Source organism: Curtobacterium sp. NPDC088465, assembly GCF_044753165.1.
Classification (GTDB): Bacteria; Actinomycetota; Actinomycetes; order Actinomycetales; family Microbacteriaceae; genus Curtobacterium.
Map to the genome: position 1 here is coordinate 1,094,284 of NZ_JBIVMR010000001.1, position 20,725 is coordinate 1,115,008.

Annotated in this window: 21 protein-coding genes; 8 read left to right on the forward strand and 13 right to left on the reverse strand. The window is 73.2% G+C overall.

Translation table 11 applies throughout. The features are described from left to right. Nucleotides 1-103: 103 nt before the first annotated feature. From hemC to hemE, 8 genes are all read right to left on the reverse strand, one after another. Nucleotides 104-1,180, reverse strand: a complete 1,077-nt coding sequence (gene hemC, locus ACIP6W_RS05075; protein ID WP_400428539.1) for a hydroxymethylbilane synthase — start codon at nucleotides 1,178-1,180, stop codon at nucleotides 104-106. After that, nucleotides 1,177-2,409: a ferrochelatase gene (locus ACIP6W_RS05080; protein WP_400428541.1), complete on the reverse strand. Its 1,233-nt coding sequence runs from the start codon at nucleotides 2,407-2,409 to the stop codon at nucleotides 1,177-1,179. The genes hemC and ACIP6W_RS05080 overlap by 4 nt, the downstream gene beginning before the upstream one ends. Continuing rightward, nucleotides 2,406-3,179 carry a hydrogen peroxide-dependent heme synthase gene (gene hemQ / locus ACIP6W_RS05085; protein ID WP_400428543.1) on the reverse strand — a complete coding sequence of 258 codons (774 nt, stop codon included), beginning with the start codon at nucleotides 3,177-3,179 and terminating at the stop codon, nucleotides 2,406-2,408. Before hemQ ends, ACIP6W_RS05080 begins: the two co-directional genes overlap by 4 nt. 72 nt (nucleotides 3,180-3,251) lie before the next feature. Further along, nucleotides 3,252-3,482, reverse strand: coding sequence for a DUF3618 domain-containing protein (locus tag ACIP6W_RS05090; protein WP_400428545.1), 231 nt, complete (start codon nucleotides 3,480-3,482; stop codon nucleotides 3,252-3,254). A gap of 34 nt (nucleotides 3,483-3,516) precedes the next feature. Beyond that, nucleotides 3,517-3,951 carry a phage holin family protein gene (locus ACIP6W_RS05095; protein ID WP_066651323.1) on the reverse strand — a complete coding sequence of 145 codons (435 nt, stop codon included), beginning with the start codon at nucleotides 3,949-3,951 and terminating at the stop codon, nucleotides 3,517-3,519. Then, nucleotides 3,948-4,202 (reverse strand): hypothetical protein, encoded by a 255-nt coding sequence (locus tag ACIP6W_RS05100; RefSeq protein WP_066651317.1) that lies wholly within the window; start codon nucleotides 4,200-4,202, stop codon nucleotides 3,948-3,950. The genes ACIP6W_RS05095 and ACIP6W_RS05100 overlap by 4 nt, the downstream gene beginning before the upstream one ends. A gap of 98 nt (nucleotides 4,203-4,300) precedes the next feature. Beyond that, nucleotides 4,301-5,629, reverse strand: coding sequence for a protoporphyrinogen/coproporphyrinogen oxidase (locus ACIP6W_RS05105; RefSeq protein WP_400428547.1), 1,329 nt, complete (start codon nucleotides 5,627-5,629; stop codon nucleotides 4,301-4,303). Continuing rightward, complete coding sequence (hemE, locus tag ACIP6W_RS05110) at nucleotides 5,626-6,756, reverse strand: uroporphyrinogen decarboxylase (RefSeq protein WP_251160058.1); 1,131 nt, start codon at nucleotides 6,754-6,756, stop codon at nucleotides 5,626-5,628. The genes ACIP6W_RS05105 and hemE overlap by 4 nt, the downstream gene beginning before the upstream one ends. Before the next feature lie 122 nt (nucleotides 6,757-6,878). Here hemE and ACIP6W_RS05115 point away from each other — a divergent pair, with 122 nt between their 5' ends. Continuing rightward, nucleotides 6,879-8,201 carry a glutamyl-tRNA reductase gene (locus tag ACIP6W_RS05115; RefSeq protein ID WP_400428549.1) on the forward strand — a complete coding sequence of 441 codons (1,323 nt, stop codon included), beginning with the start codon at nucleotides 6,879-6,881 and terminating at the stop codon, nucleotides 8,199-8,201. Between the two features lie 23 nt (nucleotides 8,202-8,224). Then, nucleotides 8,225-8,629 carry an NUDIX domain-containing protein gene (locus tag ACIP6W_RS05120; RefSeq protein ID WP_400428551.1) on the forward strand — a complete coding sequence of 135 codons (405 nt, stop codon included), beginning with the start codon at nucleotides 8,225-8,227 and terminating at the stop codon, nucleotides 8,627-8,629. 51 nt (nucleotides 8,630-8,680) lie between these two features. Here ACIP6W_RS05120 and ACIP6W_RS05125 read toward each other — a convergent pair whose 3' ends face one another. Beyond that, a complete protein-coding gene (locus tag ACIP6W_RS05125) occupies nucleotides 8,681-8,959 on the reverse strand; it encodes a hypothetical protein (RefSeq protein WP_209684668.1) in 279 nt (92 codons plus the stop codon). Between the two features lie 104 nt (nucleotides 8,960-9,063). Here ACIP6W_RS05125 and ACIP6W_RS05130 point away from each other — a divergent pair, with 104 nt between their 5' ends. Further along, the gene (locus tag ACIP6W_RS05130; RefSeq protein ID WP_209684670.1) at nucleotides 9,064-9,738 is read left to right on the forward strand and encodes a DUF4232 domain-containing protein; all 675 of its coding nucleotides are present in this window, start codon (nucleotides 9,064-9,066) and stop codon (nucleotides 9,736-9,738) included. A 76-nt stretch (nucleotides 9,739-9,814) separates the two neighbouring features. On the opposite strand, the gene ACIP6W_RS05135 is transcribed toward ACIP6W_RS05130, so the two are convergent. Both ACIP6W_RS05135 and ACIP6W_RS05140 read right to left on the reverse strand, forming a co-directional pair. Continuing rightward, nucleotides 9,815-10,834, reverse strand: coding sequence for a serine hydrolase (locus tag ACIP6W_RS05135; RefSeq protein WP_081984526.1), 1,020 nt, complete (start codon nucleotides 10,832-10,834; stop codon nucleotides 9,815-9,817). Beyond that, entirely contained in the window at nucleotides 10,834-12,798 is a 1,965-nt protein-coding gene (locus ACIP6W_RS05140; RefSeq protein WP_209684674.1) for a M13 family metallopeptidase, read from the reverse strand. The genes ACIP6W_RS05135 and ACIP6W_RS05140 overlap by 1 nt, the downstream gene beginning before the upstream one ends. A gap of 110 nt (nucleotides 12,799-12,908) precedes the next feature. Between ACIP6W_RS05140 and ACIP6W_RS05145 the strand changes: the two genes are divergently transcribed. Next, on the forward strand, nucleotides 12,909-13,475 hold the full coding sequence (locus tag ACIP6W_RS05145) for a hypothetical protein (protein ID WP_400428554.1): 567 nt from the start codon (nucleotides 12,909-12,911) through the stop codon (nucleotides 13,473-13,475). A 56-nt stretch (nucleotides 13,476-13,531) separates the two neighbouring features. Then, complete coding sequence (locus tag ACIP6W_RS05150) at nucleotides 13,532-14,869, forward strand: solute carrier family 23 protein (RefSeq protein ID WP_311205708.1); 1,338 nt, start codon at nucleotides 13,532-13,534, stop codon at nucleotides 14,867-14,869. Nucleotides 14,870-14,972: 103 nt separating this feature from the next. Here the strand turns inward: ACIP6W_RS05150 and ACIP6W_RS05155 are convergent, their stop codons facing one another. Then, nucleotides 14,973-15,635: a GAP family protein gene (locus ACIP6W_RS05155; protein ID WP_400428556.1), complete on the reverse strand. Its 663-nt coding sequence runs from the start codon at nucleotides 15,633-15,635 to the stop codon at nucleotides 14,973-14,975. Nucleotides 15,636-15,696: 61 nt separating this feature from the next. Here ACIP6W_RS05155 and ACIP6W_RS05160 point away from each other — a divergent pair, with 61 nt between their 5' ends. Genes ACIP6W_RS05160 through ACIP6W_RS05170 form a run of 3 tightly spaced genes read left to right on the forward strand, consistent with a single transcriptional unit; the run spans nucleotide 15,697 to nucleotide 19,464 of the window. Further along, the gene (locus ACIP6W_RS05160; protein WP_251160062.1) at nucleotides 15,697-17,031 is read left to right on the forward strand and encodes an MATE family efflux transporter; all 1,335 of its coding nucleotides are present in this window, start codon (nucleotides 15,697-15,699) and stop codon (nucleotides 17,029-17,031) included. Next, a complete protein-coding gene (locus ACIP6W_RS05165) occupies nucleotides 17,028-18,272 on the forward strand; it encodes a lipopolysaccharide biosynthesis protein (RefSeq protein WP_400428558.1) in 1,245 nt (414 codons plus the stop codon). Before ACIP6W_RS05160 ends, ACIP6W_RS05165 begins: the two co-directional genes overlap by 4 nt. 43 nt (nucleotides 18,273-18,315) lie before the next feature. Beyond that, nucleotides 18,316-19,464: an ATP-binding protein gene (locus ACIP6W_RS05170; RefSeq protein WP_081984522.1), complete on the forward strand. Its 1,149-nt coding sequence runs from the start codon at nucleotides 18,316-18,318 to the stop codon at nucleotides 19,462-19,464. 39 nt (nucleotides 19,465-19,503) lie between these two features. Here the strand turns inward: ACIP6W_RS05170 and ACIP6W_RS05175 are convergent, their stop codons facing one another. Next, complete coding sequence (locus ACIP6W_RS05175; protein ID WP_209684684.1) at nucleotides 19,504-20,583, reverse strand: esterase family protein; 1,080 nt, start codon at nucleotides 20,581-20,583, stop codon at nucleotides 19,504-19,506. Nucleotides 20,584-20,725 lie beyond the last annotated feature (142 nt).

Genomic DNA, 20,725 nt, shown 5'->3' on the forward strand with positions numbered 1-20,725 from the left:
CCGCGGCGGCGACCGCGTCCCCCCACGCACCGCCGCGCGGGACGAGGACGACCGGGGGCCGTGCCTCGTCCGCGACGCGAGCGGTGTCGTCCGTGGTGACCGCCTAGGCCGTCGTCGTGGAGCTGTCGTCCGCCGGCTGCTCGGCGGCGAGGGTGGCGAGACCGGGCCCGGCGGAGTGGTCGCCCTCGGCAGGGGCACCGGTCACCGTCGACGCCAGGTCCGCCAGCTCGGCGGCACCGTTCTCGAGGAGCTCGGCGGCCACGCGACCGGCGACCTCGAGCGCCTCGTCGAGACGGTCCTGCGCGGACCCGTCGAGGTGTGCCGCGTGCGACGCCGTGCGGTACTCGGAACCGTCCGGGCGGTAGACCGTCGCGGACACGAGCAGCAGCTCGGCATCGACGACCGCCGTGGCACCGATCGGGGCGGAGCAGCCGGCCTCGAGCTTCGCGAGGACCTCGCGCTCGGCCGTCACCGTGAGGCGCGTCGGGGCGTGGTCGAGCTTGCGGAGCGCAGCGAGCAGGCCCTTGTCGGTCTCGTCCGCCCGGATCTCGACCGCGAGTGCTCCCTGGCCGGGAGCGCTCGGCCAGAAGCCGAGGTCGAGGAGCTCGGTCGCCGCGTCCAGCCGGTCGATCCGGCCGAGGCCGGCGGCGGCCAGCACCACGGCGTCGAGGTCGTCGTCAACGCGGCCGAGCCGGGTGTCGATGTTCCCGCGGATGTCGATGACGTCGAGGTCGGGACGCTTCGCCCTGAGCTGCGCGACGCGGCGGGGTGAGCCCGTGCCGACCTTCGCGCCCTCGGGCAGGGTCTCCACCGTTGCGCCGTTCCGGGCGACCAGGACGTCACGGGCGTCCGCGCGCTTCGGGACCGACGCGATCGTGAGCCCCTCGTACGGAGCGGTCGGCAGGTCCTTCAGCGAGTGGACGAGCACGTCGACCTCGCCCGCGACCAGGGCCTCGCGCAGGGCGCTGGCGAAGACGCCCGTGCCGCCGAGGCTCGCCAGCGAGGCGCGGTTCGTGTCGCCCTCGCTCGTCACCGTGACGAGCTCGACCGGACGCCCCGCCGCCCTGGCCAGACGGTCGGCGACGTCCTGCGACTGCGCGACCGCGAGTCGGCTGCCACGGGTGCCGAGCCGGATCGGGGCCGGGCCGTCGGAAGGCGTCGCGCTGTCGGCGTCCGTCACGGGGCGACCCCGGCCGCGGCCGGCTTGAACCCGGCGCGCACGTTCTCGCAGCAGCCCGGACGGCACACGTCGTACCAGGGGCCGATGTCGGTCAGGTGCGGACGCTCGGTCGTCGGCGTGCCGTTGACGCGCTCGAGCACCAGGTCGACGAGGCCGGCGACGTACGCCGGGTCCACGCCGGGCGTCTGCGTGCGGAGCGACCAGAAGCCGAGCTCACCCGCGGTCTCGGTGGCCTCTTCGTCGAGGTCCCACATGACCTCCATGTGGTCGCTCACGAAGCCGAGCGGGACGATGAGCACCGCGCGGGTCGGGCCGCCCTTCAGCTCCTCGTTCATGTAGTCGTTGATGTCGGGCTCGAGCCACGGCTGCGTCGGGGGGCCCGACCGCGACTGGTAGACGAGCTTCCACGCGGGCTTCGACGTGCCCTGCAGGTGCGCGAACTCCGGCTGCTCGAGCAGCTCGTTCCAGGCCTGCTCGAGGACGACCTCGCCGACGGCGAGGTGCTGGGCCTCGTACGCGCCGTGCTCGTCGAAGCCCCGGTAGTCGGGGCCCGACTTCGCCGCGTCGGTGGACGGGATCGAGTGCGTCGAGAAGAGGATGTGCAGCTCGGTCGCGACGTCGAGGCCCTCGTTCTCGCGGATCGCGCGGGCCATGCCGTCGCGCACGCCGTCGACGAACGGGCGCACGAAGCCCGGGTGGTCGAAGAACTGGCGGACCTTGTCGACCTGGATCGTGTCGATCAGGCCGGTCTCGGTGAGCACGCGGGCGTAGTCCTCGCGGTACTGGCGGCAGCTCGAGAACGACGAGTAGGCGCTCGTCGCGATGGCGATGAGCTTGGTGTAGCCCTTGTCGGCGGCCTCGGTGAAGGCCTCCTCGAGGTAGGGCGCCCAGTTCCGGTTGCCCCAGAGCACGGGCATGTCGATGCCGCGCTTCGCGAGTTCGCCCTCGAGCGCCGCCTTGAGCGCGCGGTTCTGCGCGTTGATCGGACTCACGCCGCCGAAGTGGCGGTAGTGGTGCGCCACCTCCTCCAGACGCTCGTCCGGGATCCCGCGGCCGCGGGTGACGTTGCGGAGGAAGGGGATGACGTCGTCCTGGCCCTCGGGGCCGCCGAAGCCGGCGAGCAGGATCGCGTCGTACGCGGTCGGGACCTCGACGTGCTCGGGGCCGTCCACCGCGGCGGGGGTCGCGGCGAGGACCTTCCCGTTGGTGATCTGGCTGGTGTCGGTCACGACAGCACCTCCGGCAGTTCGGCGGTCGTCACCCGACGACCGGTGAAGAAGGGGACCTCCTCGCGCACGTGCAGGCGCGCCTCGGTGTAGCGCAGGTCGCGCATGAGGTCGACGAGGTCGACCAGCTCGGGGCTCTCGAGCGGCAGGATCCACTCGTAGTCGCTGAGGGCGAAGGTCGCGATCGTGTTGGTGAGCACGCGGCGGTACTTCGCGCCGGCGATGCCGTGGTCGCGGAGCATCTTCGAGCGCTCCTCCTCCGGCAGCAGGTACCACTCGAAGGACCGGACGAACGGGTACACCGTGATCCAGGCCTCGGGGTCCTTGCCGCGCAGGAACGCCGGGGTGTGGCGCTTGTTGAACTCGGCCTCGCGGTGCATGGCCATCGCGTGCCAGACCGGCTCGGCGTCCTGGAACAACGCCGTGCGACGGAGGTCGCGGAGCGCGGCCTGGATCGCCTGTGCGTCGTCGCCGTGCAGCCAGATCATGACGTCGGCGTCGGCCCGGAAGCCGGAGACGTCGTAGAAACCGCGGATCGTCACGCCCTGGTCGGCGGCGCGGGCGACCGCGGCGTCGAGCTCGGCGACGGCGTCGTCACCGACGCGGTGGATCGGCCCGAGCGGACGCCGGAACACCGCCCACAGCGCGTACGCCGTGAGGAGGTTCGGGTCGATCCCGCTCGCCGGGTCGGTCTCGTGCGCCGGGCTGCCGCCGGGCGCGGCGGCGTTGTCGGGGACGTTCTCGTGCGTGGCTGCGTGCACGTCGGAGCTCATGGTTCCTCGTCTTGTCGGTTGCCTGGGTCGTGGCTGCGCGCCGCGTCCGGGAGACCACCGATCAGAGGCGGTCTACCGCCGTCGGAGCACCGCTACGACGATACTCCCGACCACCGCCACACCGGCTGCGAGGCCGGCCAGGTACGGCACCGGCTTCTCGTCGATCCCCTGCTTGACCCTGGCCGCCGCGATGCCGAGCTGCTTCGGGACGTTGAGCTTGTCCTCGATGGCGTCGAGGGTCTCGAACAGCTGCGTGCGGGTCGCCGCGACGCGGTTCGCCAGGTCGTCGTGCTGATCGGTCACAGGGGTCCTCCGGTGGGGGTGTCGGTCGTCCCGCTCAGGAGCGGGTGATCCGGTCGTGCTGGCCGGGCTTGTTGCCCATGCCCTTCACGGCGTTGATGTCGTCCTTGACGCTGTCGATCGTGCGCTTCGGGGTGAGGGGCAGGCCCTTCTTGAAGCGCTTCCAGCCGACGAAGCCGAGGATGCCGGCCACGATGAGCATGACGACGGCGAGCAGCAGGGCTGCGAGCCACGCCGGCATCACGGTCGCGAGGCCCATGACGGCAGCGGTCAGCAGCACGCCGATCGCGTACAGCACGATGACGAGCGCGCCGATGAGGAGCCCGGCGGCGAGGCCGAACACCTTCGCCTTGGCGATCATCTCGGCCTTCAGCAGGTCGATCTCGCCCTTGACGAGGTTCTTGACCAGCTTCGGGATGTCCCCGACCAGACCGAACAACGATCGCGACTTGCGGTCGCGGGTGTCGGTCATGAGGTGGTCGAGTCCTTCTTCTGGCTGACCTTGCGGACGACCTTCTTGGTCTGCTCACCGACGAACTCGGCGACGTCCGGGCCCTTGTCCTGGATGAACTCCTCGGCCTGGTGCACGCCCTTCTGGACGTTGCCGTTGTTCCAGATCTTGCCGCTGACGGTCTTGATCTGCTCGTACCGCGCCCGTCCGGCTCGCGATCCCAGGACGTACCCGAGTGCGGCGCCGGCGACGAACAGGAGCTTGCCTCGCATGTGCGATCCTCCGTTGTTGAGGGTGTGCGGTGGTCATGCGCCGAACGGAATACGTCCGGCGTTGGTCCACAGTAGCCCTCGGGTGCTCCTCGGTCCGCTCAGGATTCCAGGATGCGTGCAGCGGACGCCCGGGCCGCGGCGACGATGCCCGCCAGACCGCGGCCGGACGAGGTCTCGCCGATGCCGACGACCCCCTCGGCCAAGCCGGCTGCGGTCAGGTCCGGCCCGTACCAGCGGACGCGGGCGGCGCCCTGCACACGGTCCGCGGTCACGGGGACGCCCAGGAGCGCGGTCGCGTCCCGGACGGCGCGCGCGCCGACGGTGTCCTCGGGGTCGACCGGGAGGCTCGTCCCCACCCCGTCGTCACCGGTCACCGGATCGTCGGGTGCGGTCGCGTAGCTGAGCCGCAGGACGTGGCGGCCCGCGGCCGCCTCGGCCAGCCAGGGCCACTTCACCGTCGCGTGCGTCAGGGCCTTCGCCCCGACCCCGACGGCCTCCGGGTGCACGAGCATCCCGGTCCCGCGCGGCCCGGCGTCGAGCTCGGGCTGGTCGACGACCAGGGTGACGAGCTCGATGCCGGTGCGGTCGGCCGCCGCGGTCCGGCCCGGGTCGGCCGTCGACGCGAGGACGTGCTGTGCGGGCAGGCGCTCGCGGGTGCCGTCCGCTGCCACGGTCTCGACGGCGAAGCGCTCGACCGCGGTGGCGCGGGTGCCGGTCCGGACGTCGACGCGGTGGGTCTCGAGGTCGGCCACGAGCTCGTCCACGAGCCGGGCGATGCCACCGCGGATGCCCTGCACCGCCGAGCCCGCGGCGGATCGGGAGCGCAGGGCGAGCACGGCGCGGGCGAGGGAGCCCTCACGCTGCAGGGCCGCACGGAGCCCCGGGGCCACGCGGTCGGGGTCGAGCTGGTCGGGGTGCGTGGAGTACACGCCGCCCGCGACCGGGACGACCAGGTCGTCGAGCACGCGCTCCCCCATGCGCTTCCGCACGAGGACACCGAGCGACTGTGCCCGGGCACCGACGGGCGAGGGCAGCAGCGAGTCCATCTGTGCGCGGAGGCCACCGCCCTGGCCGACCACCGCGAGGACGTCGGCGGCCATCGGGCTGCCCGGGATCCCGAGGAAGCCGGTCTGCGGGATCGGGGCCGTCCGGCCGTCGCGGGTCATCAGCCACGCACCGCGGGGGTCGGGCGACACGACGTCGTTCCCGAGGCCGAGCTCGGTCGCGAGCCGCTCGACGGCGTCGGTGCGGGTCGCGAAGGACTCCGCGCCCATGTCGAGGTCGAGCCCGGCGACGGTGTGCCGGCGGATCATCCCGCCCAGGCGCTCCCCGGCCTCGACGAGCACGACGTGCGCGCCGCCCTCGGCCAGGTCACGGGCGGCGACCAGGCCGGCGACCCCACCGCCGACCACGACGACGTCGGTCACGCCGCGGCTCCGGTCCCGTCGCCCCGGCCGTCGCCCAGCCCGTGGACCAGTTCGACCACGCGGGTGAGCACGGTCGGGTCGGTCTCCGGCGGGACACCGTGGCCCAGGTTGACCACGTGCGCACGGGCAGCGCCGCCACGGCGGACGACGTCGCGCACGTGGGCCTCGAGCACCTCCCACGGGGCGGCGAGCATCGCGGGGTCGATGTTGCCCTGCACGGTGACGCCGGTGCCGACGCGACGGACGGCATCGTCGAGCGGGACACGCCAGTCGACACCCACGGCGTCGACCGCGACGGCGTCCGACGGGTCGCCGAGCGTCGTCATCTCGTGCAGGACCTCGCCGCTGCCGACGCCGAAGTGGATGCGCGGGACACCGAGGTCCGCCACGTGCGACAGCGCCGTCGCCGAGTGCGGGGCCACCGAGGCGACGTAGTCCCGGCGGGAGAGCGAGCCGACCCACGAGTCGAAGAGCTGCGCGGCCGAGGCACCGGCCGTCACCTGCGCACGGAGGAAGGCGCCCGAGACGCCGGCGGCCCAGTCGAGCAGCCGTGCCCAGGTCTCCGGGTCGCTGTGCATGAGCGTGCGCGCGCGGATGTGGTCCTTCGAGGGGCCGCCCTCGACCAGGTAGGCGGCGAGCGTGAACGGTGCGCCCGCGAAGCCGATGAGCGGGGTGTCCCCGAGCTCGGCGACGGTGCGCTGCACGGCCTCGGTGATCGGCGCCAGGGCACCCGGGTCGAGCGGGGCGAGCGCGTCCACGTCGGCCGCCGTGCGGATCGGGGACCCGAGCACCGGGCCACGACCGGGGACGATCTCGACGTCCACCCCCGCGAGCTTGATCGGCACGACGATGTCGCTGAAGAAGATGCCGGCATCGACCCCGTGCCGACGGACCGGCTGCAGGGTGATCTCGGACGCCAGCGCCGGGTCGAGGCAGGCGTCGAGCATCGCCGTGCCGACCCGCAGCTCCCGGTACTCCGGCAGCGACCGGCCGGCCTGCCGCATGAACCACACGGGCAGCGTCTCCGGACGGTCCCCACGGAGCGCCCGGACGAGCGGCGACCCCGAGGTCCTGCCGGTCACGAGCGGGTGGCTGTCGGGCAGGGCGGCGGGTGCGGCGGAGGTCACCCACCGATTGTCCCATCCGCGGCCGGGCACGACCCGCCCCGGACACGGGCGCCACCGCACAGTCTGCTGTGCACGCGGAGGGCGAACAGCCGGTGGCCCGAGCGCGAGTTACGATGGAAGACGTGCTCATCTGTCTCACGGCGTCGCACCGCAACGCCAGCTTCGACCTCCTGGAGCGACTGAGCATCGGCGCACCGACCGCCGCGAGCCGTCTGGTGACGGACTCCGACGTGCTCGACGGAGCCGTCGTCCTCGCCACCTGCAACCGCTTCGAGGCCTACCTCGACATCGCGGGCGACGATCGTGACTCCGCCGTGTCGGCCACCGTCGACGCCGTCGCCACCGCCAGCGACCTCGTGCCCGCCGAGGTCCTCGACTCCGTCAGCGTGCTCGGCGGCGGGGACGTCGTGCAGCACCTGTTCGCCGTGTCCAGCGGACTCGAGTCCGTCGTCGTCGGCGAGACCGAGATCTCCGGCCAGGTCCGCCGGGCACTCGAGGACGCCCGCGCCAACGGCACCACGACGTCCGACCTCGAGCGCCTGTTCCAGGAGGCAGCGCACACCTCCCGCGGCGTCAAGACCCGCACCCGCATCGGTGCCGCCGGCCGGTCGCTCGTCCGTCTCGGGCTCGAGCTCGCCTCGTCGCGGATCACCGACTGGGCCCGGACCCGCGTGCTGCTCGTCGGCACCGGCAGCTACGCGGCCACCACCATCGCCGCGCTGCGCGACCGCGGTGCCGCGAACATCCAGGTCTTCTCGCCGTCCGGCCGCGCGCCCTGGTTCGCCGCGAAGCACGACCTGGTCGCCGCGACCGACCTGCGCCAGGCGATCGGCACGAGCGACGTCGTCATCACCTGCACCTCGAGCGAGGTCCCGGTCGTCGAACCGGCCGACCTCGCCGACGGCCAGCGCCGCATCGTCATCGACCTCGGGCTGCCCCGCAACGTCGACCCCGACGCGGCCCACGTCGAGGGCGTCGAGCTGCTCGACCTCGAGACGATCAGCATCCACGCGCCGATCGCCGAGCTGAACGCCGAGTCCGAGGCGCGTCAGATGGTCGACGACGCCGTGTCGCGCTTCCGTGCGCAGGCGCTCGAGCAGTCGACCACGCCGGCGCTCGTGGCCTTCCGCAAGCACGTCTTCGACATCCTCGACGACGAGATCGACCGCGCGAAGCGTCGCGACGGCGACCCGGAGTCCTTCGAGCAGACCGAACGGGCCCTCCGGCACCTGGTCGGGGTCCTGCTGCACCGCCCCTCGGTGCGCGCGCGCGAGCTCGGTCGCGCCGGTCGCGGCGAGGAGTTCGTCGGGGCGCTCGACGCCCTGTTCGGCGTGCACCCGGAGCCCGAGGCGGAGCTGCCGTCGCCGATCGTGCCGCTCGCGGAGCGCACCGCGCCCGAGTGCCCCGTCTCGACGGACCGCACCGGCGAGGCGGACGCGAGCTGAGCCTCCCGGCAGTCCCCCGCACGTTGCGCGTCAGCGCGCTGCTGCTGGTCCGTGACCGGCAGGTCCTGATGGTGCGCGCCCGCGGACGCGACGTGCTCTACCTGCCCGGCGGCAAGGCGGAGCCGCACGAGACCGACGTCGAAGCCGCGATCCGCGAGGCGCGCGAGGAGACCGGGCTGCACCTGACCGAGGCGGACCTCAAGCCGTTCGGCACGGTGACCGAGGCCGCGCACGGCCAGGGCGAGGGGACGATGGTCGCCATGGCCCTGTTCCGGGTCCGGCCGGGAGGCACCGGCGACGCCGCCTCGCCCGTCGCCTCCGCAGAGGTGGACGAGGTGGAGTGGGTCACCTCGTCGGACGCGGACCGGTGCCCGCCGGCGGGCGTCGAGACGCTCCGCCGGCTGGTCGCCGCCGATCTGGTCGACTGAGGTCCTGACGCCTGAGGATCCGGTCAGCTCCGACCGGTGCCCCTCGGCGCCTCACTCGTCCTTGTCGACGTAGTGCCCGGCCTCGCCGTCCGGCGTGGGCTCGGCCTCGCCGGGGATGTCCGACTCGACGTACTCACCCTCGTCCGCGCCGCCCGCGCCCTGGGGCCGCGTCTCGCCGGGGATGTCGCTGGAGACGAACTCTCCCGCGGGCTCGTGCGACTCGACGTGCTGCTCGCCCGGGATCTCGCTGTCGGTGAAGGCGCCGGCGCGGGTGTCGACGCCGTCCGCCCGACCGTCCTCGCCGCGTGCCTGCTCGTGCTTGCCTGCCATGTTCCGACCTCCGTCGCTCGTGTTCCTGGCTGTGACGCGAGTGTGCCCGTGACGACTGGACGCTCACCGAGTCCCGTGGGTGGGGGCCGGTGTTGCGTCGAGGCATGCACCGCAGCACCCGCACACCCATCGTCCTCGCGAGCACCGGGGTGGTACTCGCCCTCGCGCTCACCGGCTGTTCGTCGGGCGGTACGGACACGGCGCCGACGGCCACCGAGACCGTGACCGCGTCGGCCGGGGGCTCGTCACCCTCCACCGCGACGTCGGCTCCGTCCTCGTCGTCGGCGGCGTCGTCGTCGTCGGGCGGCTCGGCGGGTGGCGGGTCCGGCGGCGACGGTGGCCGGTGCACCACCGGATCGCTGTCGGGCAGCGTCGAGTCCGGCAGCGGTGGGGCCGCCGGCAGCACGTACGTGCACCTCGCGCTCCGCAACACCGGCTCCACGACCTGCACGCTGCAGGGGTGGCCCGGGGTCTCCTTCGTCGGCGGCGGCTCGGGTGAGCAGATCGGCGCCCCGGCCACCCGTGACGAGGCATCGGCGCACCCGACCGTGACGCTGGCGCCCGGCGCGGTGGCCGTCGCACCGCTGAAGATCACCCAGGCGGAGAACTACCCGACGGCGACGTGCGACCCGGTGTCCGCGGACGGGTTCCGCGTGTACCCGCCCGGGTCGACCGAGTCACTGTTCGTGCGGGACTCCGGCATCACGGCGTGCCGGTCGACCGACGCGGGGCTGCTCAGCGTGCAGGGCCTGGTGCCCGAGGGGCAGGCGGCCGACTGAGCCGTCGCGCCCGCCGGCGCCCGTCGCGCCCGCCGGCGCCCGTCTGCGCCCGCCCGTCCGTGCTCGTCCGTGCTGGTCAGCGGCGGGCGGGGGTGTGCACGGCCTCGAGCACCTCGGTGCCCATCGTGCGCAGGGCCTCGACGACCGCGAGCCGCCGCTGCAGTGTCGCGTCGTCGAAGGTCACCGTGACCGCGTAGCTCACCGACGAGCCGGGTCCCCGGAGGATGCCGGCCTCGGCGCGGACGCCGGTCGACGAGCCGGTGACGACCACGGCCTGCAACCCGTGGTCCAGCGCACGGTGCGCCAGGGGGTCGAGGCCGAACGAGCCCGCCACGAGCGTGGTGTCGCTCGCCAGGCTCAGCCAACCGAGCACCCGGTTCGACACCGCCTCGTCGACGACCTCGCCGAGGGCCAGGCCGCGCATCAGCCAGGCGAGCTCGCCTGCCGGCGCCACGGAGGCGTCGGGGGCGTCGTCGGGACCGCGCCGGTCCCGCACGCGGTCGATGAGTGCCGTGCGGTCGATGCCGAGCGCCTCGGCCCGCTGCCGCACCGCGTCGATGCCGACGGTCGACAGCAGTGCGTTCATCGCCCACGCGTCCGCCGTCGCCCCGACCAGGGTCGCCAGGTCCGGCACCTGCATCGTCGGTTCCTGCAGGAACTGCCACAGCCCGGCGCCGGTGGCGGTGTCCCGTGCCATCCGCTGGAGCCGGTCGCCGTGCAGCCGGCCGTCCTCGAGCTGCGCCGCGACCTCGATGAGCAGGAGCACGCGACCGAGGCTCGCGACCGGCTGCACCAGGGTGTCGTCGACGGCGAGCAGGGCCTTGCCGGTCGACGTGTCGATGATCGACGCGCTGACGGCGGCACCGTCACGGGCGATCGAACCGAGGGCGTCGACCGTCGCGCCGAACCGCTCGTCGGCCCCGCCACGGTGACGTCCGCGCGCACGAGCGCCGTTCCCGCCGCCGACCTGGTGTCGGCGGCGGGGACGGCGGGAGGCACCGGTGTCGGCGCCCGGCGTCTCGCCCGGCGCAGCGCTGGGTGTCCCGCTGTGGTCAGCGCTCGGCTCGGACGACGGAGCCGCGTCCGGCTCGGTCATCACCAGATCGCGACGCGCTCGGCCGGGTCGAGGTACATCGTGTCCGACTCGGTGACGCCGAAGGCCTCGTAGAAGCCGTCGATGTTCCGCACGATCTGGTTGCAGCGGAACTCGTTCGGCGAGTGCGGGTCGATGCTCAGCAGACGCGCTGCCTCCTCCGGACGGATCGCCATCCGCCAGGCCTGTGCCCAGCTGAGGAAGAAGCGCTCGGCGCCGGACAGCCCGTCCACGACCGGGGGCTCCTGGCCGTCGAGGGACAGCAGGTACGCCTTCCACGCGATCGACAGCCCGCCGAGGTCACCGATGTTCTCGCCGATGGTCAGCGCGCCGTTGACGTGGCCGTCCGGCACCTCGGTCGGTACGAGCGCGTCGTACTGGGCGATGAGGGCCTTCGTGCGCTCCTCGAACGCCGTGCGGTCGGCCTCGGTCCACCAGTTCTGCAGTCGGCCGTCCCCGTCGTACTGCGAGCCCTGGTCGTCGAAGCCGTGTCCGATCTCGTGCCCGATGACGGCACCGATCGCGCCGTAGTTCGCGGCGGCGTCGCGCGACGCCTCGAAGAACGGGAACTGCAGGATCGCCGCCGGGAAGACGATCTCGTTGAACCCCGGGTTGTAGTACGCGTTGATCGTCTGCGGGGTCATGAACCACTCGTCGCGGTCGATCGGCTTCCCGATCTTGCCCAGCTCGCGGTCGACCGCGAAGCTCGCGACGGCCCGGACGTTGCCGATCAGGTCGTCGGGGCTGACCGACAGGGCCGAGTAGTCGCGCCACGTCACCGGGTAGCCGATCTTCGGCGTGAACTTGTCGAGCTTGTCGAGGGCACGGGCGCGGGTCTCGTCGGTCATCCAGTCGAGCGCGGTGATGCTCTGCCGGTACGCCTCGACCAGGTTGGCGACGAGGTCGTCCATCTCGGCCTTGGACGTCTCGTCGAAGTGCTCCTGCACGTAGATGCGACCGACGGCCTCGCCCATCGCGCCCTCGACCAGCGAGACGCCGCGCTTCCAGCGCTCGCGCTGCTTCGGCGCACCGGTGAGCGCCGTGCCGTAGAACGAGAAGTTCGTGGCGGACATCGCGCTCGTCAGGTACGCCGCGGAGCCGCGGATGACCTGCCAGCGCAGCCAGTCCTTCCACGCGTCGAGCGGCTGGGAGCGCAGGAGCTCGGCCAGGCCGGTGATGAACGACGGCTCGCGCACGACCACGGTCTCGAAGGCGCCCGCCGGGGCACCGATCGCCTGCCACCACAGGTGCAGGTCGGCGCCGTTCGCGAGCGCGGCGACCTCGTCCCAGGTCATCTTGTTGTAGGTCTTCTGGCTGTCGCGGGTCGTCACGTTGTCCCAGTGCGCCGCGGCGAGCGCCGTCTCCAGCGCGATGACGGCCTCGGTGCTCCGTCCGGCGTCGGCGAAGCCCGCGAGCGGGAACATCGACGCGACGAACTCGCGGTACTTCGACCGGATGTCGGCGAAGCGCTCCTCGCGGTAGTACGACTCGTCGGGCAGGCCCAGGCCGGACTGCTCGAGGAAGACGACGTACGACTCCGGGTCACCCGGGTCGTTGTCGACGAAGAGCTGGACGAAGCCGGGCAGGCCCAGGCGCTCGAAGCGTCCGACCATCGCGATGACGTCGTCGGTGGTCTCGACGGCGTCGATCTCGCCGAGCAGCGGGTCGATCGGTCCGGTGCCGAGGGCCTCGAGCCGCTCCTCGTCGGTGAAGGACGTGTACAGGTCACCGACCTTGCGCTCCTCGGTGCCGGGTGCGGCCTGCTGGGAGCGCTCGACGATCTCGCGCACGGCGACCTCGGCGTCCTCGGCGAGCACGGTGAACGAGCCGTACCGCGCCTTGTCGTCGGGGATCGGCGTCTGCGCGATCCACGTCCCGTTCACGTGCCGGTAGAGGTCGTCCTGCGGGCGGACGGCCGGGTCGAGCTCGTCGGTGTGGATCCCTGAGGTGCGTGCGACGTCGGTCATGCGCTCCACGATAGCCACCGGGTCCGCGTCGGGACGGAGCCAGCAGTGTCACGTCAGGACGCGCGTGCCGGCTCCTGCGAGCCCCAGGACGCGCGCGTACGTTCTGCTCGGTGGGATCCCGACCGAAAGCGAACGCACCGTCGCGCGACGACGAGCAGCAGCCGCACGACCCGTACGCGAAGCGCCCGGGCTACGTCACCGGGGTCGACGGCCGCACCGACACCTGGACGACCGCGTCGGTCGCCGGCATCGTCACGGGCATCGTGGTGCTGTTCGTGTCGGGGTTGCTCCAGGCTCCGAGCCCGATCGCGTACGGAGCTGCGGTCGTGATCGGTGCCGTCGTCTGGTTCGGTGTGCGTGCACGTCGCCGAGCCGCTGATCGTCGCGACGGCCGGTCTCCCGACGCGGTGGCGCAGGCCCGCTCCCGGGCGGTCGCCGACGCGAACGGCGGACGACGCTTCCTCGTCGCGCAGAACCCCGTCGTCGTCATCGTGATGGGTGGCGTCTTCCTCACGGTCGCGGTCGTGCAGCTCGTCGCGAGGGGGCTGTCCGCCGGCGCGGTCGCCGTGGCGGTCCTCCTCGCCGCCTCCGCCGTGTTCTTCGTGGTGCAGGGCATCGGGACCCTCGTCGTCCGGCGTCGCGAGGAGTCGCGGGGCGGGGACACCGGCGGGCACTAGCACCAGCGGGACCCGCGAGCCCGCACCGTGAGCCGCGCAGCCGCTACGGTGCTGCCATGGGACTCGGCTGGAAGCTGCACGGTGACGGCGCGACCGTCTCCTCCTCGACCATCGTGGCGCCGGACGAGCGCCTCTCCTGGGGTCGCACCATCGGGCTCGGCGTCCAGCACGTCGTCGCGATGTTCGGTGCCACCTTCCTCGTGCCGCTCATCACGGGCTTCCCGCCCTCGACGACCCTGCTCTTCAGCGGCGTCGGCACGATCCTCTTCCTGCTGATCACCGGCAACCGGCTACCGAGCTACCTCGGCTCGTCGTTCGCCTTCCTCGCCCCGATCGGCGCCGCGACGAAGATCGGCGGCATCCCGCTCGCGCTGTCCGGGATCATCGTGGTCGGCGTGCTGCTCGCCCTGGTCGGCGCGATCGTGCACCTCGCCGGGGCCGGGTGGATCGACCGCCTCATGCCCCCGGTGGTGTCGGGAGCGATCGTCGCCCTGATCGGCTTCAACCTCGCGCCGGCCGCCCGCGACAACTTCGCGAAGGCCCCGGTCGTCGCGCTGATCACCCTCGCGGCGATCATCCTGGTCACGGTGCTGTTCAAGGGACTGCTCGGTCGCCTGTCCATCGTCATCGGCGTCCTCGTCGGCTACGTCGCCGCCCTGCTCTCCGGCCAGGTCGACCTGTCGACGGTCAGCGCGGCCCCGTGGATCGGCCTGCCGACCTTCACCGCCCCGGCCTTCGACCCGGGCCAGCTCGCGATCTACCTCGGCTTCGTGCCGGTCGTGCTCGCCCTGGTCGCCGAGAACGTCGGTCACGTCAAGGGCGTCGGACAGCTGACCGGCCGTGACCTCACCCCGCTGACGGGTCGCGCGCTCTTCGCCGACGGCGTCTCGACCGTGCTCGCCGGTGCCGGCGGCGGTTCCGCCACCACGACCTACGGCGAGAACATCGGCGTGATGGCCGCGACCCGCGTCTTCTCGACGGCCGCGTACTGGGTCGCCGCGATCGTCGCGATCCTGCTGGGGCTGTCGCCGAAGGTCGGCATGGTCATCTCCTCGGTGCCGGCCGGGGTGCTCGGCGGTGCGACCACCGCCCTGTACGGACTGATCGGCGTCATCGGCATCCGCATCTGGGTCGAGAACCGCGTCGACTTCGCCAAGCCGAAGAACCAGCTGACCGCCGGCATCGCGCTGATCATGGGCATCGCCGACTTCACGTTCTCGTTCGGCGGCGCGACCTTCGGCGGCATCATCGTCGGCACGGTCGCCGCGATCGTCGTCTACCACCTGATGGACCTGGTCGGACGGGCCCGCGGGACGGACCCGGCGACGCCCCGCGCGTCGGACGAGGCGCGCGCCGCCACCGGGGCGACCCCGGCGGAGCCGCGCGCGGACTGACGCCGGGACCACCGGACGGGAGGCCCGTGGCGACCCCGCCACGGGCCTCCCGTCCGTTCCGTCCGCGGTCCGGTCGTGCGCGCACCCGCCCTGTCGGCCAGCGTCAGCGGAGACCGACCACGCCGACGGTGAGCTGGACCACCGCCAGGACGGCGAGCACCGCGACCAGTCCGACAGAGCCCCACCGGGCGATGCCCGCGCGCATCGCAGCGAGGGGACGGCGAGCGCGACGACCGGCCGCGAGCACGAGGACCACGGGCAGCACCGTCGTCGACGCGGCGACCACGACGAAGGCCGCGCCGGCGAGCAGTGCCTCGCCGAGCTCGGGCTCGGCGTCCCCGAACGCGAGCCCCGCGGTCAGGGCGAGCACGACCGCCTTCGGGTTGCAGAACAGCAGCATCCCGAGCCCGAAGCCGTGCACCGGACCGACCCGCTCGACCACGTCCGCCCAGCGGGTGCTCGACGGGGAGCCGTCCGGCAGCCGGCGGACCGTCCACTGCCAGACCGCGAGCGCGGCGAGCACCACCCCGGCGACCACGGCGACGATCGCCTGGACGGACGAGCCACCGGCCGTCTGCACGGGGAGCCGCTCCCCCACCGCGACCGCCAGGACGAGCGCCGCGGCGACGGCCACGGTCCACCCGGCGGTGCAGGCGACGGCGGGGGCGGAGCCGCGACGGTGCCCGAGCAGGACGACCACGGACGCGACGGGCAGCGGGCTCAGGGCGATGCCGACGGCGCCGGGCGCGAGCGCGAGGAGGTCCACGCGCGCAGCGTACCGACGGCGGGACGGACCGGTGCTGCTCCGACTCCGGCAGGATGGTCCGGTGCCACGACCGACCTCGCCCGCCGCGACGACCGAGCGTCGGTCGGTCGACCGGGACATCGTCCGGCTCGCGCTGCCGGCTCTCGGCGCGCTCGTCGTCGAGCCGCTCTTCCTGCTGACCGACACGGCGCTCGTCGGACACCTCGGGGCGACGGCGCTGGCTGCCGTGGGCCTCGCGAGCGTCGTGCTGCAGACGGTGACCGGACTGCTCGTCTTCCTGGCGTACTCGACGACCCCCGCGGTGGCCCGGGCGCTGGGCGGCGGCGACCGTCGCGGAGCGGTGCACGCCGGCATCGACGGCATGTGGCTCGCGCTCGGGCTCGGTGTCGTGCTCGCACTCGTCGGCTGGCCGCTCGCCGGACCGCTCGTCGAGCTGTTCGGCGCCTCGGCGGCGGTCTCGACCGCGGCGACCGCGTACCTGACGGTGTCGCTGATCGGGCTCCCCGGGATCCTGGTCGTGACGGCGTCGACCGGACTGCTGCGGGGCCTGCAGGACACGCGGACACCCCTCGTCGTGGCGACGATCGGCTTCGTGGCGAACGGGCTGCTCAACGCCGTGCTCATCTACGGCGCCGGCTGGGGCGTCGAGGGGTCTGCCGCCGGCACCGTGATCGTGCAGTGGGCGATGGCCGCCGTGTACGTCGTGATCGCCGTGCGTGCGGCCCGGGCATCGGGTGCACCGCTGCGACCGGGGGCGTCCGGCGTCGTGCGGGCGCTCCGGTCCGGGGCGTGGCTGTTCCTGCGCACGGCGTCGTTGCGCGTGGCGATGCTCGCGACCGTGGCGACCGCCTCGGGCCTGGGCACGACCGGCCTGGCGACGACCCAGGTCGGTCTCACGGTGTTCTCGACCCTGGCCTTCGCACTCGATGCCCTGGCGATCGCCGGGCAGGCGCTCGTCGGTCACGGGCTCGGCGCGCGCGATCCCGACCGGGTGCGGCTGGTCACGCGCCGGCTCGTGCTGCTCGGCATCGTCGGCGGGGCACTGCTCGGGGTGCTGACCCTCGCGGTGAGCGGACTGCTCGGACCGGTCTTCTCCGACTCCGCAGCGGTGCGCTCGGCCCTGCCGCTCGTGCTCGTCCTCATCGCCGTCGGGATGCCCGTCGCCGGCTACGTGTTCGTGCTCGACGGCGTGCTCATCGGTGCCGGGGACGCGCGCTACCTCGCCGTCGCCGGGCTCGTGAACCTGGTCGTGTACCTGCCGCTGCTCTGGTGGGTCGGCGGGACGCTCGCCGGGCTCTGGGCGGCCTTCGCGCTCGGCTACATCGGCGTCCGGGCGGTGACCCTCGGGGTGCGGGCGCACCGTCGGGGCTGGGTCGAACAGGCGCTGGCGCGGTGAGCGGGCACACGGGCGGGCGCGCGGACGGGCACGGGCGCGTCGCGTCGTCGGCGCTGCTCGCCACCGTCGGCATCGGCGTGCAGGGGCTCGCGAAGCTGCTCGTCACCGTCGTCGTCGGCCGGGTGTTCGGCACCGAGACCCTCGGGCAGACCACCGCCCTGCTCTCCCTGTCGGTCTTCACCGCGCTGCTCTGGCCGAACGCCGCGGGGAACACCGCGTCGAGGGTGCTGGCGATCGCACTGCGCGGCCGTCGCTCGGACGCCGCGGTGAACCGGCTGCTCGGGGCCTCGATGGCGGTGTCGAGCGCCGTGCTCGCCGCCGTGACCGTGCCGGTCGCGCTCGCCTGGGGAACGAGCCCGGGCATGGTCGTCGGCGGGGTCGGGGTCGTCGTCGGGTACGGCCTGTACTGCTACGCCCGCGGAGCGCAACTCGGGTACGACCGGGCGCCACGCGTCGCACTGTGGGACACGGTCACGAGCCTGCTCGCCCTCGGATTGCTCGTCGCAGCGTGCGTCGCCCGGCTCGAGCCCCTCGTACTGCTGCCGCTGGCGGTCGGGTACACCGTGTTCGCCGTCGCCTGCTGGCCGCGAGGGAACCGTGCTCTCGGCGCACCGGAACCGACCGCAGGGGTGCTCGCCTTCGCGGCCTGGAACGTGCTCGCGGTCGTGACCTCGAACGGGCTGCTGCAGCTGACGATGATCTCGGCGCAGGTCTCCGTCTCGGCGCACGAGGCCGGTGTCTACGCGGCGGCGTTCACCCTGGCGACCCCGGCGTCGATGGTCGGCCAGGCGCTGGGCCAGGTCCTCGTGCCGGCGTTCGCCCACCGCTCGGACGGCGGGTCGCTGCGCTCACGCGGGGTGCTCCTGCTCGTCGGCGGCTTCACCGGCGGGACCGCCGTGGTGTTCGGGCTCGTGGCGTGGCTCGCCGGGTGGTTCCTGCCGCTCATCTACCCCGCCGAGGGGGCCGAGGCCGTGTCGGACCTGCGGTACCTGATGGTCGGCGTGTGGGTGTTCACGGTCGGGCTCGTGCCCGCGGCGCTGCTGCTCGCGTCCGGGCGGTCGCGGCAGGTGGCGCTGGCGTCGGTCGCCGGGTTCGTCGTCGGGGTGGTGCTCATGGCGGTGCTCGCTCCGACGTGGGGCGTGGCCGGGGGCAGCACGGGGTTCCTGGTCGGGAGCGCGGTGAACCTCGTCGCCGTGGTGGTGCTCGGGCTGCGCGGGCCGCGGGCGGGAGGAGTGCGATAGATTGTTATGAAAGACGTCTTTCATAACAGATCATCGGAGGCCCATGCAGCCGAGCCCCTACACACCGGGTGAGATCGCCCGCGCCGTTCCCGGGCGCGCCCTCCAACTCGCCGATCTGGACGAGCGCCTGTCAGTCCTGGTCGACCTCCACCGTCTGGTGGGTCGGATCCGGGTGGACCACGCCGCGCGAGGCTTCGGGAAGACATCACTGCTCCGCGAGTACCAACGCCGGGCTTCTGCGCGCGGCGCGGCCACCGTGTGGGTGACGGCAGGTGAACCGCAAGGGCTCGTCGAGCAGATCCTCGACGAGTTGCGGCGGACCGTCGGGGCTGCCGGCGCCCCGCACGGCAGGGCTCTCCGCGAGAAGGTCGAGTCACTCCGGCTCTCGCTCGGGGTGCCGGGCATCGCCACCGCGACGGGGACCTTCCGCTCGACGGCTCCGGACGACGAGCGCGCTCGTGCGGGCGCCCGCGGCCTCGAGGACGTCATCCGCGCCGCCACGACGGAGCGGCCGCTCGTCATCTTCGTCGACGAGATCCAGTCAGCGGACGCGGCAGGCCTCCGCACGCTGGTCTACGCCTGGCAACACCTCCAGGCGGAGGGCACGGACGTCCCCGCCGCGGTCTTCGCCGCTGGACTGCCGAACGCGCCGGAGACCATCGCCGAGATCGTCACCTTCAGCGAACGCCTCGCGTACCGACCGCTCGGCCCCCTGCATCGTGATGCCGAGGAGATCGCGCTGGTCGGACCGGCTCGCCTCCTCGGAGTGCAGTGGACGCCGGAAGCCGTCGACCGCGCGTTGTCGATCGCGCAGGGCTACCCGTACTCCGTCCAGCTCATCGCCGACTCCGCGTGGGCGGCTGCAGGGCGGCCCGATCCGGGAGCGGTGATCGACGTCGGTTCGGTCGAGACCGGACACCGTTCCATGCAGGCCGACCTGGAGGCGCTCTTCCGGGCGAGGTGGTCGGCGTGCTCGACCTCGGAACGGCGTCTGCTGACGGCGATGGCACGGCTCGGCGACGGTCCGACTTCGCGGGCGTCGATCGCGGAGGCGCTGGGGACCGGGACGAACCAGCTCTCCACGCCGCGGGCGCGGCTCATCGACAAGGGACTCGTGCAACCAGCCGACCGGGGGATGCTCCAGTTCACGATCCCCGGGTTCGCCGCCTTCATCCGTTCCGAGTACTCCTGAGGGACCGGCGGCCGGAGCCCTCGAGTGGCGAGCGAGCCGTCAGGACGCCGCGAGTCCCACGTGCGGCTCCAGCCACGCCATCCCGGCAGCGATGGCCGCGCGTGCCATCGCCCAGTCGTGCCCGCCTCCCGGCACGACCCACCGCGTCACGTGCATGCCCGCCGCAGCAGCGTGCGCGGCGACCACGGGCATCGCCGGACCGTAGTGCCGGTCCAGCTGCGCAGCGGTGAAGAACGCGGACGTACCCGTGTAGGGGCCGTGCTGGGCCATCACCGCGATCGGTTGCGCCGCACGCCAGGCCGCGACGCTGCCGCCGAACCCGTGCAGGGTCTCGGCGCGGGTCAGCTCGGTCGGGCCGAGCTCACCGGAGACGTCGATCACGTTGCCGAAGCGCTGTGGATCGCCCGCCCCGAGCTGGATCGCGCAGGTGCCGCCCTGCGAGAACCCGCCGACGGTCCACGCCGTGGCACCGGTCTGCACGCGCAGGTGACTCGTGATCCACGCGGGGACGTCCTGCTCGAGGTACGTCCGGCTGTTGCCGAGCGGCCCGTCGACGCACATCGGGTTGCCCGATCGTGGACCGAGCTGATCGGGCACGACGACGATCGGCGCGAGGCCGCGGTGCAGGCCGGCGATCGCATCCATGGTGTGTGCGATGTGCCCGCCGGTCTCGACGTCGTCGGGGCCCGCGCCCCGTGACTGCCCCGACATGAGGACGGTGACGGGGAGTGGTGGCGGATCGGCGACCAGTGCCGCCGGTGGGAGCCAGAGCAGGGCGTCCCGCGCGACGAAGTGCGACCGGGTGCCCGGGATGGCGACGTGCAGCAGGCGCCCCTGCTGCGGGAGGTCGGCGGGCGGGGTCCACGTCGTCGCGAGGTCGACGCTCGACGGTTCGCGCGACGTCGGGCGCTCGGTGGCGGGGATGCCGCGGGAACTCGTCGGCACACTGCGGGTGCGCTGCGGCGCGATCAGCGTCGCGCTCGGTGCCGGAGCAGCAGTCGCCTGGTCGGACGACCCCACCGATCGCACGACGACGACGGTGAGCGCGACCGAGACGAACGCGACCACCAGGACCACGACGAGCCACACCAGGTCCCGGGAACGATCGATCGGCTGCACGTGACGGAGCGTAGGGAGCGCTCCTCGTGAGCAGTCGGTGGCAGGGGCCTGCGGCGCTGAGGAAACCCCCAACCGGCACCCAGCCGGGGCCGCGCCCCGCCATCCGCTACCGTTGGGGCACGCGACAGCGGACTCGACGAGG

Bases quoted from the DNA above. Each gene is read 5' to 3' on its own strand.
- ACIP6W_RS05095 (WP_066651323.1), bottom strand. From the start codon at position 3,951: ATGACCGACACCCGCGACCGCAAGTCGCGATCGTTGTTCGGTCTGGTC.
- ACIP6W_RS05135 (WP_081984526.1), bottom strand. From the start codon at position 10,834: ATGACCGAGCCGGACGCGGCTCCGTCGTCCGAGCCGAGCGCTGACCAC.
- ACIP6W_RS05140 (WP_209684674.1), bottom strand. From the start codon at position 12,798: ATGACCGACGTCGCACGCACCTCAGGGATCCACACCGACGAGCTCGAC.
- ACIP6W_RS05170 (WP_081984522.1), top strand. From the start codon at position 18,316: ATGCAGCCGAGCCCCTACACACCGGGTGAGATCGCCCGCGCCGTTCCC.
- ACIP6W_RS05100 (WP_066651317.1), bottom strand. From the start codon at position 4,202: ATGCGAGGCAAGCTCCTGTTCGTCGCCGGCGCCGCACTCGGGTACGTC.
- ACIP6W_RS05130 (WP_209684670.1), top strand. From the start codon at position 9,064: ATGCACCGCAGCACCCGCACACCCATCGTCCTCGCGAGCACCGGGGTG.
- hemQ (WP_400428543.1), bottom strand. From the start codon at position 3,179: ATGAGCTCCGACGTGCACGCAGCCACGCACGAGAACGTCCCCGACAAC.
- ACIP6W_RS05150 (WP_311205708.1), top strand. From the start codon at position 13,532: ATGGGACTCGGCTGGAAGCTGCACGGTGACGGCGCGACCGTCTCCTCC.
- ACIP6W_RS05125 (WP_209684668.1), bottom strand. From the start codon at position 8,959: ATGGCAGGCAAGCACGAGCAGGCACGCGGCGAGGACGGTCGGGCGGAC.